Origin of the sequence: Hyphomicrobium sp. (assembly GCF_041659645.1) — a bacterium.
Classification (GTDB): Bacteria; Pseudomonadota; Alphaproteobacteria; order Rhizobiales; family Hyphomicrobiaceae; genus Hyphomicrobium_B.
This window is the reverse complement of record NZ_JBAZXX010000001.1, coordinates 934,544-950,642: the sequence shown is the minus strand read 5'-3', so window position 1 is coordinate 950,642 and position 16,099 is coordinate 934,544. Positions and strand designations below refer to the sequence as shown.

15 protein-coding genes and 1 riboswitch are annotated in these 16,099 nt (G+C 60.7%); of the genes, 12 read left to right on the top strand and 3 right to left on the bottom strand.

The genetic code is table 11. The features are described 5' to 3' along the window. Positions 1 to 2: 2 nt before the first annotated feature. The 9 genes from WC811_RS04440 (at position 3) to WC811_RS04400 (ending at position 9,712) form a co-directional block, all read left to right on the top strand. Entirely contained in the window at positions 3 to 2,144 is a 2,142-nt protein-coding gene (locus WC811_RS04440; RefSeq protein ID WP_372641382.1) for a hypothetical protein, read from the top strand. Between the two features lie 19 nt (positions 2,145 to 2,163). Continuing rightward, positions 2,164 to 2,958, top strand: coding sequence for an NAD(P)-binding domain-containing protein (locus WC811_RS04435; protein WP_372641380.1), 795 nt, complete (start codon positions 2,164 to 2,166; stop codon positions 2,956 to 2,958). Positions 2,959 to 3,047: 89 nt separating this feature from the next. After that, positions 3,048 to 4,652 (top strand): DUF4332 domain-containing protein, encoded by a 1,605-nt coding sequence (locus tag WC811_RS04430; RefSeq protein WP_372641378.1) that lies wholly within the window; start codon positions 3,048 to 3,050, stop codon positions 4,650 to 4,652. A gap of 209 nt (positions 4,653 to 4,861) precedes the next feature. Next, positions 4,862 to 4,970: riboswitch (TPP riboswitch) on the top strand. Between the two features lie 110 nt (positions 4,971 to 5,080). Further along, positions 5,081 to 6,928, top strand: coding sequence for a phosphomethylpyrimidine synthase ThiC (gene thiC / locus WC811_RS04425; protein WP_372641376.1), 1,848 nt, complete (start codon positions 5,081 to 5,083; stop codon positions 6,926 to 6,928). A 91-nt stretch (positions 6,929 to 7,019) separates the two neighbouring features. After that, positions 7,020 to 7,430, top strand: coding sequence for a hypothetical protein (locus WC811_RS04420; RefSeq protein ID WP_372641374.1), 411 nt, complete (start codon positions 7,020 to 7,022; stop codon positions 7,428 to 7,430). A 19-nt stretch (positions 7,431 to 7,449) separates the two neighbouring features. Beyond that, positions 7,450 to 7,908 carry a DUF6790 family protein gene (locus tag WC811_RS04415; protein WP_372641372.1) on the top strand — a complete coding sequence of 153 codons (459 nt, stop codon included), beginning with the start codon at positions 7,450 to 7,452 and terminating at the stop codon, positions 7,906 to 7,908. Between the two features lie 7 nt (positions 7,909 to 7,915). Continuing rightward, the gene (locus WC811_RS04410) at positions 7,916 to 8,620 is read left to right on the top strand and encodes a glutathione S-transferase family protein (RefSeq protein WP_372641370.1); all 705 of its coding nucleotides are present in this window, start codon (positions 7,916 to 7,918) and stop codon (positions 8,618 to 8,620) included. An 84-nt stretch (positions 8,621 to 8,704) separates the two neighbouring features. After that, positions 8,705 to 8,989 (top strand): hypothetical protein, encoded by a 285-nt coding sequence (locus tag WC811_RS04405; protein ID WP_372641368.1) that lies wholly within the window; start codon positions 8,705 to 8,707, stop codon positions 8,987 to 8,989. A 69-nt stretch (positions 8,990 to 9,058) separates the two neighbouring features. After that, complete coding sequence (locus WC811_RS04400) at positions 9,059 to 9,712, top strand: hypothetical protein (RefSeq protein ID WP_372641366.1); 654 nt, start codon at positions 9,059 to 9,061, stop codon at positions 9,710 to 9,712. Positions 9,713 to 10,362: 650 nt separating this feature from the next. On the opposite strand, the gene WC811_RS04395 is transcribed toward WC811_RS04400, so the two are convergent. Then, entirely contained in the window at positions 10,363 to 11,751 is a 1,389-nt protein-coding gene (locus tag WC811_RS04395; protein WP_372641364.1) for a polysaccharide deacetylase family protein, read from the bottom strand. Positions 11,752 to 11,972: 221 nt separating this feature from the next. Between WC811_RS04395 and WC811_RS04390 the strand changes: the two genes are divergently transcribed. Both WC811_RS04390 and WC811_RS04385 read left to right on the top strand, forming a co-directional pair. Next, complete coding sequence (locus tag WC811_RS04390; RefSeq protein ID WP_372641362.1) at positions 11,973 to 12,284, top strand: hypothetical protein; 312 nt, start codon at positions 11,973 to 11,975, stop codon at positions 12,282 to 12,284. A 252-nt stretch (positions 12,285 to 12,536) separates the two neighbouring features. Then, positions 12,537 to 13,049 carry a polymer-forming cytoskeletal protein gene (locus tag WC811_RS04385; protein WP_372641360.1) on the top strand — a complete coding sequence of 171 codons (513 nt, stop codon included), beginning with the start codon at positions 12,537 to 12,539 and terminating at the stop codon, positions 13,047 to 13,049. A gap of 116 nt (positions 13,050 to 13,165) precedes the next feature. Here the strand turns inward: WC811_RS04385 and WC811_RS04380 are convergent, their stop codons facing one another. Then, the gene (locus WC811_RS04380; protein WP_372641358.1) at positions 13,166 to 13,474 is read right to left on the bottom strand and encodes a hypothetical protein; all 309 of its coding nucleotides are present in this window, start codon (positions 13,472 to 13,474) and stop codon (positions 13,166 to 13,168) included. Positions 13,475 to 13,679: 205 nt separating this feature from the next. Between WC811_RS04380 and WC811_RS04375 the strand changes: the two genes are divergently transcribed. Next, complete coding sequence (locus WC811_RS04375; protein ID WP_372641356.1) at positions 13,680 to 14,645, top strand: magnesium transporter CorA family protein; 966 nt, start codon at positions 13,680 to 13,682, stop codon at positions 14,643 to 14,645. Between the two features lie 3 nt (positions 14,646 to 14,648). Here the strand turns inward: WC811_RS04375 and chrA are convergent, their stop codons facing one another. After that, the gene (chrA, locus tag WC811_RS04370) at positions 14,649 to 15,977 is read right to left on the bottom strand and encodes a chromate efflux transporter (RefSeq protein WP_372641354.1); all 1,329 of its coding nucleotides are present in this window, start codon (positions 15,975 to 15,977) and stop codon (positions 14,649 to 14,651) included. Positions 15,978 to 16,099 lie beyond the last annotated feature (122 nt).

Sequence of the window (16,099 nt, the reverse complement as noted above, 5' to 3'; positions counted from 1 at the left end):
GTTTGAACTGGTCGATTACGTTCGCGCCACTTTTACCGCTGCCGATGATGATCGGCCTGTCGGTCTTGGCGCTCGCGCTCGTTCTGGTGCTGCTCTTCCGCCGTTCGCGCGGCGCCCTTCTGCGCGCAGCCGCCCTTGCTGCGCTGATCGCAGCGCTCTTTAATCCGATCCTCAAGGAAGAACAGCGCGAAAGCCTCGCCAACGTCGCCATCGTCGTGCTCGACGAGAGCCCGAGCCAGAAGCTCGCCGACCGCACCAAGCAGATGGACGAAATCCGCGCCGTTCTCGAAACGAAGTTCTCGAAAATCCCGAACCTCGACATCAAATGGGTGACGGGTGGCGTTCCGTCTGAATCGGCGGCGGCTGGAACGAACCTTTTCACCGATCTTAACGCCGCCCTGAATGACACCGCTCCCGACCGCATCGCCGGCGTCGTCTTCATCACCGACGGGCAGGTGCATGATGTTCCGAAATCTGCCGCGGCTCTCGGTTTCGACGCACCCGTCCATACGCTCCTGACCGGCAAGCGCGACGAATTCGATCGCCGCATCCAAGTGATCGAAGCCCCCCGCTACGGTCTCGTCGGTCAATCGCGCGACATCGAGGTCGCCGTTCGCGAAACCGGGAGCGCTTCCTCGGCAAACTCCGGCGCCGCGACGCTGAAAGTCCGCCGCGAGGGACAGCCCGACGAAACGATCCGGACGGAAATCAACCGCAACGTCAAGATCGACATGCCGATCCCCCATACAGGCACGAACATCGTCGAGATCGAGTTGCAGCCCGTCGACGGCGAACTGACCACCGCCAACAACCGCGCCGTCGTCGCGGCGGAAGGCGTGCGCGAAAACTTGCGAGTGCTGCTCGTTTCCGGCGAGCCGCACCCCGGCGAACGCACCTGGCGCAACCTTTTGAAGTCCGACGCCGCGGTCGACCTCGTGCATTTCACGATTTTGCGTCCGCCCGAGAAGCAGGACGGCACCCCGATCAATCAGCTCTCGCTGATCGCATTCCCGACGCGCGAACTCTTCTCCGAGAAGATCAACGAGTTCGACCTGATCATCTTCGACCGGTACGAGCACCGCGGAATTCTGCAGCTTCTCTACTACGACAACATCGCCCGCTACGTGAACGAGCACGGCGGCGCGCTGCTCGTTGCCGCCGGCGACGACTACGCAAGTCCGTACAGCATTTATAATACGCCGCTCGCGCCCGTGCTTCCCGCCGCGCCGACAGGCCGTGTCCTCGAAATGCCGTTCAAGGCCAAGGTGACGGCCGAAGGCCAGAAGCATCCCGTCACGCGCGATCTTCCCGGCTGGAACGGCGCCCAGGTCGCCGACAATTCTCCGCAGCCGTCGTGGGGCAAGTGGTTCCGTCAGGCGGAGGTGACGCCTTTGCGTGGCCGCGTTCTGATGAATGGCGCCGAGGACAAACCTCTGCTTATTCTTGATCGCAAGGGCAAGGGCCGCGTCGCTCTATTGACGTCCGATCACGCCTGGCTCTGGGCTCGCGGCTACGACGGCGGCGGCCCACACACCGATCTCCTCCGCCGCTTGTCGCACTGGCTCATGAAAGAACCCGACCTCGAAGAGGAGCGCCTGATCGCTTCCGCCAAGGGTCTGAAGCTCACCGTCGAGCGTCGCTCGATGGACGACAAGATTCCGACGGTGAAGGTTCTTGGTCCGGGCGGAGACACATCCACCGTCACGCTCCAGCCGGTGCCGGTCGAAGCGGGTGTCTGGCGTGCGGCCATCGACGTGAAATTACCCGGCCTCTACAAAGTTGAGACTGACGGACCCGACGGCCCGCTGACGGCAGTCGCCAACGCCGGTGTCGAAGATCCCCGCGAGATGAGCGAAGTGACCGCTACCGCTCAGAAAATGAAACCAATCGCCGACGCAACGGGCGGCGGAATTTTCTGGACGAAGCCATCCGGGCTCCTGGCGTCTGCAACCGATATCGAAGTACCGCGTATCTCTATGATGTCAGCAGCCAAGGTGATGGCAGGCTCGGACTGGCTCGGTCTCAAGGACCGGCAGGCCTTCCTGACCCGCGGCGTAAAATTGACACCGATGTTCACGGGCTTTGCGGCGCTTTCCGCTTTGCTCGCTCTCATCGCCTTGGCTTGGTGGAGAGAGGGACGATAACGACGGGGCAGGAAATTTCATGGACAGCGCTTCGAACGCTCATCCGATCGGCATCATCGGCAACGACGAATTCGGTCCAGCCATTGCTGAGCGCATAGCCGCTTGTCACGTATCGGCGCTGTATGCGGCGCTCCCGGGATCACCGGCAGCGATCTACAGCGACCATCTACAGCCGGTATCGCCCGAAGCGCGCGGCAGCATGTCCGAATGCCCCATCGTGCTCGTCGCGATCGAGGACACCGAAACATTTCGCGCGCTCCTGACCGGCCGCAGCGCCGCCGCACCCGGCTTTTCTCTCCAATCCGCGTCCGTCCTTGTCGATCTCGGAGCCCGCACGCCCCGCGAACTCGACGCCTTGCTCGAACTCATCCAAGCGCATGGCGTTTCGCTGACGGACGCCGCCTTGATTGGAGGCCCCGAAGCCGCCGTCGACGGCCGCGCCAAGGTCTTGCTCGGCGGCAATGACGAGTCCGCGGTCGAAATCGCTCAATCCGTTGTTTCCCTTCTCGGCCATGTCGAACGCACCGGCCCGCTCGGTAGCGCCCATGCCGCCGCCGCGCTGATGGGCTATATCGAAGCCGCCCATGCCGTCGCGCGCGAGGAAGCGATGGCCCTTGGCGCAGCTTGCGGCTTGACGCCCGACATGATCGCGCGCGTCCTATCCGAAAGAGCCCCTCCGCACGGAATGAACGTCGTGCAACTTGCCCGGCGAGCCGATCTCGCGCGCCGAATCGCGCGTGACCGAAATATCGGCGCCGACATCATCGACCTCGCAGCCGAAAAACAGGCGCGCGCCAATCGCGAAAACCGTTGATGACGGGGGTTGTCCCTCCCACACGGATCGAGCCCGAACCCCGACTCGCGTAAGCATCGAGCAATTGACCGCTAGATCAGGGGCCGCCGATGTCGCCGCTTTTTCGAATTGTGTATGCCACACATGCCAACGGCACCCATCACAAACTGGCGCTCGACGCGCTGGAGGCAATGACGCGCCCCGACAGCGCCGACTGGACACGCGTCTTCCTCAAATACGTCGAGAAATATCTCGAGGGCTCAAAGGCGCCCGATGTCACCTTCAAGGATTTCAAGAACCACGTCCTGCACGTATCGGACAACTATTGGGGCGGCGCGCCCGAGAAGACGCAGGAATGGTACAACCGCACCGTTTTCGAACTTAAAACCGGTAACTGGCCGGAAGCCGTCTACGCGGCCGGTGTCCTCAGCCACTATTTCACCGATCCCGTGATGCCGTTCCACACCGGGCAGACGGAAGCCGAGAACGCCATCCATCGTGCTACTGAATGGAGCATCAACCGCTCGTACAACACCTTGCGCACTCTTGGCGAAAGTCGCTTCGGAAGACTGAGTGTGGCCGTTCCCTCCGGCCCCAAGTGGCTTTCGAAATTCGTCTGCGATGGCGCCGAGTTTTCGCATCGCTACTACGAAAAACTGATCGCCCATTACGACATCCACAAAGGCGCGACGCGTCCCGAAGAAGGCCTCGATGAAATCGCCAAACCCATCGTCGCGGAGTTGCTGATCTACGCGGCGACGAGCTTCGGCAAAGTCCTCGACAAGGCCATCGCGGAGTCTGGCGTTTCAGCGCCCGAGGTGACGTTGACGGCCGAAACCTTCCTCGCCATGACGCAGATCCCGCGGAAATTCATCGAGAAGCGTCTCTCGAACGAAGAAGACCGCAAGCTCGTCGCCGCCATCTACGACGAATTGAAATCGACTGGCCGCGTCGAACACGCGCTAACCGAAGATGATCGCACCATCCGCGATCTCCATAACGCTGAAGTCCTCGCGCCGAAGCTCGCCCAACAGAGCGCCGCCCGAGCGGCTCGTATCAATGGCCCCGACGATACTCACCTCGAACTCGCCGTCGCTAAATCGGCGGTCGCGAAAATGGCGATTTCCGAGACGCCGCCCACGATTCCTCTTTCTAAAACGCCGCCGCCGATGCCACTCGCGGCTGCGGGCATCGCCGCGCGCATAGAGCCCATTCGCGCTCCCGAACCTCCGCGCCCCGCCGCAACAGTGCCCCCGCCGCGGCCATCGCGGGACCGCCCGTCCGAAACAAAAGTCTATCTCAGCGAGAACGACGATCTCGAGGCCGCGCCCTCCATCGGCCCCCGGATGGCGGAGCACTTCTCCGCCGTCGGCATCCATACGGTTCGCGATTTCCTCGCGCAGGATCCGGTTCGTCTCGCCGAGCAACTCGACGACCCGCATTTCGATGCCGAGACCCTGCTCGAATGGCAGGATCAAGCCAAGCTCGTGATGGCTGTGCCCGGCCTTCGCGGCACGCATGCACAATTGCTCGTCGGCGCCGGGCACCGAACGGCGCAAGCCGTTGCCGATGCCGATCCCGTCGCGCTATCCGCCGCCGTCCTCAAATTCGCGATGACGTCGTCCGGCAAACGCGTTCTCCGCGAGGGCCGCCCGCCCGATATCGAGAAGATCAAAGGCTGGGTCGAATTCGCCAAACAAGCCGCTGCGGCCTAACCCCACTCGCCGTCATCCTCGGCCGAGCGCGGCTGATCTGCGTCGAAGGCCGGGGATCCAGCACAAGACTCGTCGTGAGGCGCAATTAAAGTGCCTTCGGCGTTTCTTATGCTGAATCCTCAAACGCTTTCGCCGCGCTTGCGCGTTCGTGGATGACGAAGCTGCTATAAGCTCGCTTGCCAACCTCACCCATCCGCGCCACAATGGCGCTGTTTTCCGAGGGGCGCCGGTATTCCGGCTGAGATCGCGCAAGAACCGCGAGCACCCTTAGAACCTGATCCGGGTCATGCCGGCGAAGGGACGGAGCACGACGTGGCGCACGCCACATTCCGCACCTTTCCGGACAACGCATTTCTGCGCGCGCATCGCGTTCGCATCTGTGGTGGAGCACTCCCTTACCAAGGGAGAGGCCGAGAGGAACCAACGTCATGAACGAGATTACCCGTGCCACCGACATTCAGACGCCCAAGGTGACCGTCGGCCCGATGAGCGCTTCGACGAAAGCGTATTCATCGCCCGAGGGACATGACGATATCCGCGTACCGTTCCGTGAAATCGCGTTGACCGATGTGAAAGAGCGGTCGTTCCGCGTCTACGACGCCTCGGGTGCCTACGCCGATCCATCCGCGACGATCGACGTCGCAAAGGGCCTGCCGCGCACCCGCGACGCGTGGATTGCCGAGCGTGGCGGCACCGAAACGTACGAGGGCCGCATCATAATGCCCGAGGACAACGGCAACGTCTCCGGCGCCCACGCCGCCCGCGTATTCCCGATCGTGCGTCATCCATTCCGCGCCTCTGACGGCGACGCGCCACTCACCCAATTCGAATACGCTCGCGCCGGCATCGTCACCAAAGAGATGATCTACGTCGCGCACCGCGAAAATCTCGGACGACAGCATGCCCTCGCCCGCGCCAAGGACGCGCTGACCGACGGCGAAAGCTTCGGCGCCGAAATCCCCGAGCACATCACGCCCGAATTCGTGCGCAGCGAAATTGCCCGCGGCCGCGCCATCATCCCGTCGAACATCAACCACGGCGAATTGGAGCCGATGATCATCGGCCGCAATTTCCTCGTGAAGATCAACGCCAACATCGGCAATTCCGCCGTGACGTCGTCGGTCGAAGAGGAAATCGAGAAGATGGTGTGGGCGATCCGCTGGGGCGCCGACACAGTCATGGATCTCTCCACGGGCCGCAACATCCACACCACGCGCGAATGGATCATCCGCAATTCGCCCGTGCCCATCGGCACAGTGCCGATCTATCAAGCGCTGGAAAAATGCGGCGGCGATCCCGTGAAACTCACGTGGGAGCTTTATCGCGACACGCTGATCGAGCAATGCGAACAGGGCGTCGATTATTTCACCATCCACGCCGGTGTGCGCCTGCCCTTCGTGCCGCTGACCGCAAATCGCGTAACGGGCATCGTCTCGCGTGGCGGCTCGATCATGGCCAAGTGGTGCCTGGCGCATCACAAGGAAAGCTTCCTCTACGAACGCTTCGATGAGATTTGCGATCTGATGCGCAAGTACGATGTCTCGTTCTCGCTCGGTGACGGCCTGCGTCCCGGCTCGATCGCGGACGCGAATGACCGCGCGCAATTTGCAGAACTCGAAACCCTCGGCGAGCTGACGAAGATCGCCTGGGACAAGGGTTGCCAAGTCATGATCGAAGGCCCCGGCCACGTACCGATGCACAAGATCAAGGCCAACATGGACAAGCAGTTGAAGGCCTGCGGCGAAGCCCCGTTCTATACATTGGGACCGCTGACGACCGACATCGCCCCCGGCTACGATCACATCACCTCCGGCATTGGCGCCGCAATGATCGGCTGGTTCGGCTGCGCGATGCTTTGCTACGTCACGCCGAAGGAGCACTTGGGCCTGCCAAACCGCGACGACGTCAAGGTCGGCGTCATCACCTACAAGATCGCCGCCCACGCCGCCGATCTCGCGAAGGGTCACCCCGCGGCGCAACTCCGCGACGATGCCCTCTCGCGCGCCCGCTTCGACTTCCGCTGGCAGGATCAGTTCAACCTGTCGCTCGATCCCGACACAGCCATGTCGTTCCACGACGAAACGCTACCGAAGGACGCCCACAAGGTCGCGCACTTCTGCTCGATGTGCGGTCCGAAGTTCTGCTCGATGAAGATCACGCAGGACGTCCGCGACTACGCCGCGACGCTGAACGATAAAGAACTCGGCATGGCCGGCATGAGCGAGAAGTTCAAGGAAATGGGCAACCAGATCTATGTCGAGGCCGAAAAGTCATAGGCAGTGGACGCCCTTTTGATAGGATCGCGGTTGGCGGGAGCAGTACCATTGCGGCATCTCCCCCGCCCGATGCCAAGCGCGGGGAAGCACCATGGGGTTCAGAGGATATCAGATCGGCGAATTATTGGGGATTGCTCTGCTGCTCGGATCGACGGCGGTGCAAATGTTTTACCTCGATCCCTTGAAACGCGAGATCGAATGGCGGCTCGCTGCCTTCAGTATCCAGCAATCGGCTCAAATCCAGATCAAAGCGGTTCACGACAATCGCATCATATTTCTACAAACATTGAATGCGGCCGCCGATAAAATCAAGGAAGCGGAAGCCGCGCGCGAAGAGAGCCTCAACCGTTTCAAGACAGCCGACGCCAATATCTCCGATTTCATGATCGCAAAAGAAAGCGTCGAGGATAATCTGCAGCTCGTCGTGCTCGCGTCGTTCGGTCTCGGTACTCTGCTTGCCGGATTTGGACGCGCGATGGAAATGCGCGCGCATCGCAACTGAGGCGAAAGATCGGAGCATCATGTATTTCGTCACGGTCTTTCATCTGCTTTTCCTGCTTCCTGTTCTCTCCGTTATCGCCGAGGCGCTGCATATCGGCGCCGGAGCCGACATCATGTGGCTCGTCGGAAAATGGTTCGTATTCTGGGCTTGCGGCGTGCGCCTACTTCTTGCCGGAATTATGCAAACGTCACGGCCGGAATTCACGGCCAAGTCCATTTTCGCTATCGATGCGCCCGCAGCGGCCGCAATCGTGCGTGAGGTCGGCTTCGGCAATCTCGCAATGGGAACACTCGGGCTCGCCAGCCTTGCAGAACCTTCTTGGGTCGTGCCCGCTGCGATTGTCGCCGGCCTCTATTACGGACTGGCGGGGTTAGGACATCTCTTCCGGAAGGGAAACTTGAAAGAACAGATCGCGCTATGGTCGGACCTTGGCATCTTCCTGCTGCTCGCAGCCTTCGTCATCAGCCGGTGGGCGTGACGGCATCATGCTCACTCTCTATTCATACCCGACTCTCTTCGGTGTCGCCGATAACAACGGCTACGGCCTCAAAGTCTTCGCGTTCCTGAGACTCGCGGGCGTGCCCTTCCGTCATGAGCACATTTTCGATGCGTCGTCCGCGCCACGCGGGCAACTGCCCTATATCGTCGACGACGGCGAGACGATCGGCGACAGCGAAGCCATCATTGCCCACGTCAAACGCAAATATCACCTCACGATCGACGACGACCTGACCACATCGCAACACGACACCGACCTTCTCGTCACGCGCATGCTCGACGACCTCTACTGGATCATGTCGTATTCGCGCTGGAAGGACGAGCGCTATTGGAAGCAGTTCCGCGATGCGCTCCTGCGCGAGCATCCGCAGCTAACCGAGGAAGGCCTCGTCGGCGCGAAAGACTACAATGCTAAGCGCTATTACTTCCAAGGCATCGGCCGCTGCGAGCCCGACGATGCGATGGCGCGTGGCGTCGCCGACCTCCGAGTTCTGAGCCACCTCATCCCGGCGACGGGCTTCCTGCACGGGCCGAAACCAACAAGCATAGACGCTGGCATCTACGGCTTCATCGCCAACATCTATTTCTACGACATCGAAACGCCGCTGAAAAAATTCATAACCGCACACGACAATATCGCGCGCCACTGTCGGGCGATCCACAACGCGGTCACCAGCCGCGCGAACGCATAAAAAGTTCCGGCCAAACTCGATGAAGTCCGCCAAATCCGTAGCGTTGGAATTGAATTACGCAGCAAACCGCGTATTTTGCGATCTATGCGCATTTACATTCCTCTCCTCGCCATTGACGCTATCGCGTTATTGATCGCCCTCTATTTCTTTGTCGTAGGGATCGGTGACGGCACCGTCTCCTCGTTCAACATACTGCTATGGCTTGCGGTACTTGGCGGCCTCAGTGCGATCATTTTGGCGGGCCGCTATTTCCGAACGCGGCGACGGCTCCTCGCCGCTAATGTCGTGCTTGCCATCGTCGGTGTTCCGGCCATCCTCGCTGGCCTGTTCGTCATTTCGCTGTTGATTTCCCAACCCCGCTGGAACTGACAGGCTCGCCGTCCGACTATGGTCACATCGGCAGGCTAGCCCTTCTCGAAACATAAGAAGGATGACCGCATGCGCATATTGACGATCGCGCTGTTCGCTCTGATCTCAATCGCGACCGCCTGGGTGATGGCTCAGGATGCCCCGAAGCCCGGAAAGAGTGTCGACGCGTCCGCGGACGATGCGCCGATCTTCGGTCAGCGGGTGACGTTCACCGAGCCCCCGAACTTCTCCACCGTCGTCGATCAATCTTCGCTCGACATGTATGTCCGCAAATCCGTGCCGAAGGGCGAAACCTCCGATCATTGGACATCAATGATCACGCTAACCGGAGCGAAAAACGCCGCAACGAACCCGCAAATGTCCGCGCAATATTTCGCTGCCCAGATCGCCGCCGGATTTCAGAAGGCTTGCCCCATGACGTTCTCGGTGAAGCCGCTCGGCCCGACGGCCATCAGCGGCCAGGAGGCGTTCATCGCCGTCGCGAGCTGCGGCAAGGTCGATGCGAGCGCCGAGAAACACAGCGAGACGGCGATCATCGTCGCGATCAAATCGGCAACGAATGTCTACACGGTGCAATGGGCCGAGCGAACGCCAGCGAATGCGGAAAATCTGACGATCGACGAGAGCAAATGGAAAGACCGGTTAGCCAAGCTCGCTCCGATCCGCGTCTGCACGATCAAGCCCGACGAAAAGCCGCCCTATCCAAGTTGCTCCGACAAATGACGCGAGAGAAACTTAACAAAGCGTCATGAAACAGAGTCTTTTCAAAGCTCGCAAACAATGCCAGCTTATCTCATCTTTCAACAACAGAGAGGAGGTGATCCGATGTCGAGTGGGATCTTGAGGCGGTCGATGTCGTGGTCGCTCGGGCTTGCATCCGGAACTCTCCTGGAGTGCATCTGAGACCAAAGCGGCAGACATTGCACACTCCGCTTTCAGAACGATGATCTCACGAAGGGCCGCTTTAACGAGCGGCCCTTTCTTTTTGCCCGACGATGCGCGCAGATAAAGACAATCCACAACAAGATATGGCGGGCACGGATTATTCACTTCGTTGTATCTGAGCCGCAACACCGATTCGGATTAACGCCGAACTGATTCGTTTTCTGTGGAAGCGCCCTCCGACCTCCAATAGCCTCTTGTTGTGGGCAGTCGATCGGGGGGTCGATTGGGGGACCAAAGCCCACACGATGCCGGAAACGTTACGCCTCTGATTATCAGCGTCAGACCGTAGCGAACGCCCAAGAACTTGCCGCTGCGCTGTTGTGCGCTCGGGCATAAGACTTGGTTTGCGGCGGGCCCGGGGGGGCCTTACAGGGCGTCCAAAAAGAATTGGGTGGCACACCCTGCCGCCCAATTCTTTTTTTATTCGCCTATTCGCCGAACCAGAACCGCCAGGTTTCCTTTAGCTTTTCCGAAATCGATTTCGGCGGCTGAGCCGGATGCGTCTCGCCGAGCGTATCCGTGTTGTCAGAAGCCACCACGGCGTGCGCCGCTGTAGTCGCGCCCGGCGCTGCTCCCGACACCGTCTTGATCGGCGAAGTGTCCGCAGCAGCAATGCTCACCCGCGCGGCCGGAGCGACGCCCGCTATTGAGGACACCGTCGCGACCGGCGAAGCGATAGGGAGAATGGCTTGCTCTTCTGCAGTTGTCTTCTCTCCATCCGAGATAACGCCTTCCGGCTTTCCAGACTCCGTCGAGGACTGCTTGCCCGGCGCGGCCGGAGGAGTCGCGGCCGGAGCCGGCGGTTGCGGCGAAGACGCTGACGGCGACGCCGGGAATGCGGGAAGAGGTGACGTCGCCGGAGCCGAAGACGCGGCTTCCGGCGGGGGCGATGTCGGCATTCCTTCGGGCTCGCCGCCGCTCGAAGACGATGCCTCGCCCGCGGGTGGCGTCCCCTCGATCGTCTTTACGATGCTCGATACCGGCCGCTCCGCGCCGATCTGCGGCAATCCCTTAGCTTCCTTCTCGATGGCCTGATCGTACGCCGCGACCGTCGTCACCGGGGACTTCGCGGTCATATGAACGATTTTATAGCCCTTGGCCTTGAGCTGCGCGATCAGCATCGGCAGGGCCTTGGCCGTCGTCTTGTGGATGTCGTGCATCAAAAGGATGCCCTTGCCCCTCTTGTCGAGCTTCTGCATCAACGACGTGACGAGATGATCCGCGCTCTGCGGCTTGAAATCCATGCTGTCGATATCGGTCGAGAAGATCGCGATATTGCGCTTACCGAGATACGCAACGGCCTCGGGCGTATCGACGAGCGTCGGAAAACGAAAGAATGGCGCGATCGGCCCACCAACCGCACGATGCACGGCGCTGATGCCGCGCTCGATCTCATCTTTTCCGTCATCGAAGGTTTTGAGCTTGGCGATCGCCTTATGGCTCCAAGTGTGCGTGCCGACCGTATGTCCGGCCTTCGCGACCTCGCGGATGATTTCCGGGTAACCGAGCGCCATCTTGCCGATGGAAAAGAAAGTGGCTTTCACGCATTCGTCCGCCAGCGCCTTGAGCACGGCCTCAGTCGTATATTTCTGCGGACCATCATCGAAGGTCAGCACGACTTCCTTGTCCTGCAGGAAGTCGTAGGCCTTGTAATGCTCCATGCCGAAACCTGGGCCGCCGGTCGTATCGATTTCGACCGTGCGCGAAACGCCGAGCGTGCCAGCTCGCGGACAGGCACCTTCGTCCGCAGCGCGCGCCGGGGAGAAACCGACAAGTGCCGTCAACAGAATGGCAAGCCCCACCCGGCGAATGAGCATGTCGTCCTCCCCTTTTTTGTTAATGAAGCCTAACAGACTCCCTCCGTCCCGGAAGTCCGGAACGTAAATTCCACAGGGTACGTCACATTACGGCGTCACCGATTGGATCACATTGAGCATAAAAGCCCGTTGGTCAGCCATTTGCCGCATTGAAACTTGCGAACCAAAAGCGCGCTTCCTAGTTTTCATGGCGTAGAAGCAAAAACGGAAAGAGTGTTGTCATGACGGTATTTTCCCGTCCCTTAGTAGCTATTTCGGCGGCCATTGCGTCGCTTCTGGCGGCCTCCGCGGCCAGCGCCTTGCCGGTCGCAAAGCCCGCGGCGGCGGAGCCCTCTCCCAACCTCGTGAAGGTAGACGACCGCTACGATGGCCGCTATCACCGCCATTATTATCGTGGTCGCCGTGTCGTGCACGCTCCGTTTTCCCGAGTCGAAACTGGACGTCGGACGGTGGTCGACGCGCCGTTCGCCCATGTCTACAGCGGTCGCCGCGGAACGCACGTCGTGGCTCCGTTCGTCGATCTTTGGCGCTAAGCTTCAGCCGGCGAACTTGCGGATACGCGGATTTGAACGAGCGGGCCTCCGGTCACGGCGGCCCGCTTCGCTTTTGGGCTCTCCTGCCGCGACAGCCCGGCGCATGAACGATTTGCTTGCGAAATCAAATCGAACCGCGGCGAAACAATCCTGGCGCCTCCGCCGACTTGGACATAATGTGCCCAAACTAGCGTGACTATTCTGCTGCAGCGGGACGGGCGACAGCAGTTATTTTTTGTTGGGGGTAAACCGATGTTCAACCGCGTAGCGACGCCGGATCAACGCGTCGCAGAGCCAGCCAAGACACTCACGCCGCAAACGCCACCGATTGCTTCGATGGCGCCAATCAAGGCCCCGGCTCCGCCGCTGTTCGGCTCGCCGATTCAACATTCAAATTCACACACTCACGCCATCGATGCGCCGACGTCCGTTCTCGGGCAGGACATCACCATTTCGGGCCAGCAGCTCGTTATCAAGACTCGGGGCTCGCTTCTCATCGCCGGACACATCCAGGGCGATGTCCACGGCGAGTCGGTCACGGTCGGCGAGACCGGCAGCGTCGTCGGCGTCATTACCGCCCGCACGATCACGGTTCAGGGTGAGGTCAGCGGCGCCCTCAAGGGAACGTCCGTGAACCTCAACGCCACATCACGCGTCGAAGGCGACATCATCAAGCAGACGCTCTCGATTGATGAAGGCGCTCAGTTCGACGGTAGCGTTCGCCGCGCCAAGGATGTGAGCGAAGTGACCCCCGATCTCCGCTGAGAGATCAACGGCCGGCAATCTGCGGCTGTCAGCTTCATTTGAAGAATATGCGGTGACGATCGCGAAAAGCGGTCGTCACCGTTTTTGTCTCTGAACGCGCGCCCGTGTCCGCGCAACTAGAAGCGTCCGCGACCCGCCGGATTGACCTCGTCGCAGGATTCCTTGATCCGGATATCCTGGCCGATGAACCTGCAAAGGCGCTGCTTGAACATCGGATTGTTGCGAACCTCCGCCGCCGACGCCTTGAATCCATACTCGTGCGCGACCTCGGCGACATAATTATCTTGACAGTAAGGCGTCGAAAGCCACGAGCCTTGGACGTTCTGGAAGCCCTTGTTGCACTGGATTGCCGCCTGCGCTGGCACAGCGAGGCTCGCCAGGAAAAGTCCAGCGGCGCCCGCCGCGATTTTCAATCTTGGAGACATGTGTCGCGCTCCATTAAGAATCAATTTGTCATGCCGGAGACCTACACCCACGACAAAAGCCGCGTAACCAGTCTCGTCCATTTAGCAGACTTGCCCGGCGTCGGCCGACGTGAAATGGCTGCCGCCGGTCGAAACCGGGGATCCGGGATAGCCACCGCCGTTCTACCATTCTCCCCGCTCCCGCCGCCCGATGAGGTTGATATCAATGATAACGGTCTATGATGCTGTCGGCGGAAAATTGATCCAGCGCACTGAACCGGGCGATTTCGCGACGAGCGTTTGGATCGACCTCGTCAATCCCAAGGAAGACGAAGACAAGCTCATTGAGCAAGCCCTCGGCATCGAGGTCCCGACGCGATCCGAGATGCGCGAGATCGAAGCCTCGAACCGTTTCTACACCGAAAACGGCGCCTACTACATGACGAGCATCATCCTGCACAACAGCTCGCAGGACGTGCCGATGACATCCGTCGTCACCTTTATTCTTTCAGGCTCCCACCTCGTGACCGTCCGATATGCGGAGCCCAAGGCCTTTCCCGTCTACGTCGCGCGGGCCGCAAAGGGCGACGCCGACTGTATGACCGGCGCGGGCGTTATGATCGGCCTTTTCGAAATGCTGATCGAAAGGGAAGCGGATCTCATCGAGCGCGTGCAGGACGAGGTCGAAAAAATCGCTCCGCTCGTGTTCGGTCAGCAGGGCCGCACGTCGCAAGAACACAGCCTCGGCACCCTTCTGAAGACCGTCGGTAAGGAGGGCGACGTGACGGCGAGAGCCCAGGAAAGCGCCATGTCGCTTCATCGCCTATCACTCTTTTTTGCCAACGCCGCGCGCGAGCGCAAAGACGATCCGCGCGTGCTGGGCCGCATCGAAGCCGCCAATCACGATATCCTTTCGTTGATGGAAAGCATGCGCTTCCTCTCAACGCGCACAAGCTTCCTGCTCGACGCCACCCTCGGCATGATCTCGACCGAGCAGAACCAGATCATCAAGCTATTCTCGGTCATGGCCGTGATGCTGATGCCGCCCACCCTCGTCGCGTCGATCTACGGCATGAACTTCCAACACATGCCGGAACTCGCGCTCAATTGGGGGTATCCATTGGCGCTCGTTCTGATGTTCGTGTCGGGGTTGGTCCCCTACATCTATTTCAAGAGGAAAGGCTGGCTCTGACCTTTACGTCACGAGCGCCAGAAGCAGGGAAACCAGCGCCGATACACCGAGCGTTGCGGCAATCCCGAAGCGAAAAACGAAAAGCATCAGCGCGGCCAGCAGCGCCAGCCCGGCGGCGGTGAGGTCGAGGCTGGCGAATGACGGCACATCGAGCCGCAACGGACCTATCCCCACCTCCGAACGCTCCCAGAAAAACACATGCAACGCAAACCACAGCGAAAGGTTGAAAATCACGCCGACGACCGCCGCCGTGATCGCTGATAGCGCCGATTTGAGCCGCGGCGCCGACTTCAGCCACTCGACGTAAGGCGCGCCTGCAAAAACAAAGAGAAAGCACGGCGCGAACGTCGCCCAAAGCGTAACCACTGCGCCCAACACACCAAACAGCAGCGCCGACCCGCCGCCATGGCGCGCAGCAGCCAGATAGCCGACGAATTCCGTGACGAGGATCAGCGGCCCCGGCGTCGTCTCCGCCAGGCCAAGCCCGTCCAACATCTCTCCGGGTTTCAGCCAGCCGTAGGTCTCGACGACGTCCTGCGCCATGTAGGCCAGTACGGCATAAGCGCCGCCGAACGTCACCACGGCGAGCTTCGAGAAAAACAGGGCGAGCCGGGTCAGCACATGATCGAAGCCAAAGATCAGAGCGACAGCGGCGAGCGGCAGCAACCAAATCGCGAGCCAAAGCGCAACCGTCCGCAACGTCGAAGCGATTGCCACCGGAGGAGCTTCACGCGTCGGGACGGTCGTCCAGTTCCCGGAAGCCATGGTCCGCCAGAACCCGACGACCGCCGCTGCCAATACGATCAGCGGAAACGGGATCTTGAACAAAAAAATCGCAACGAACGACGCGGCGGCGATCAGCCAATCCACCCGCCCCTTCAGCGAGCGTCCGGCAATCCGTATCAGCGCCTCGACCACGATTGCGAGGACAGCGGCCTTGATGCCTTCGAACACCGCCGAAACGACCGGGACGTTCCCGAAGTTCGCATAGAGAATGGAGATCGCGAGGATGGTCGCCGCCCCCGGCGCGACGAACAGCACCCCCGCCGTCAGACCGCCCCGCGTCCCGTGAAGCCGCCATCCCGCATACGTCGCGAGTTGCATCGCCTCCGGACCCGGCAACAACGTGCAGAAGTTCAGCGCCAGCAGGAACGTCCCCTCATCGAGCCACCGCTTCTGATCGACGAGCACCTTGTGCATCATCGCGATCTGTCCGGCCGGGCCGCCGAAAGACATCAGCCCGATGCGTGTCCAGACTTTTCGAGCCTCGCTAAAAGATGGATTGGCCGTTGCTGTCGGCCAATCAACCGTCTGTGGCCGGACGTCGCCCATCGATCCATCTCACCCGTGAAGCCGCTGACAATACTCGCGTTCGCGTAACCGGAATATCAAGCCATCGCCGCCACGCGGATCTCCCAAAAGGCAGTTCCGAATACGCGTATTCGGCGCATGCG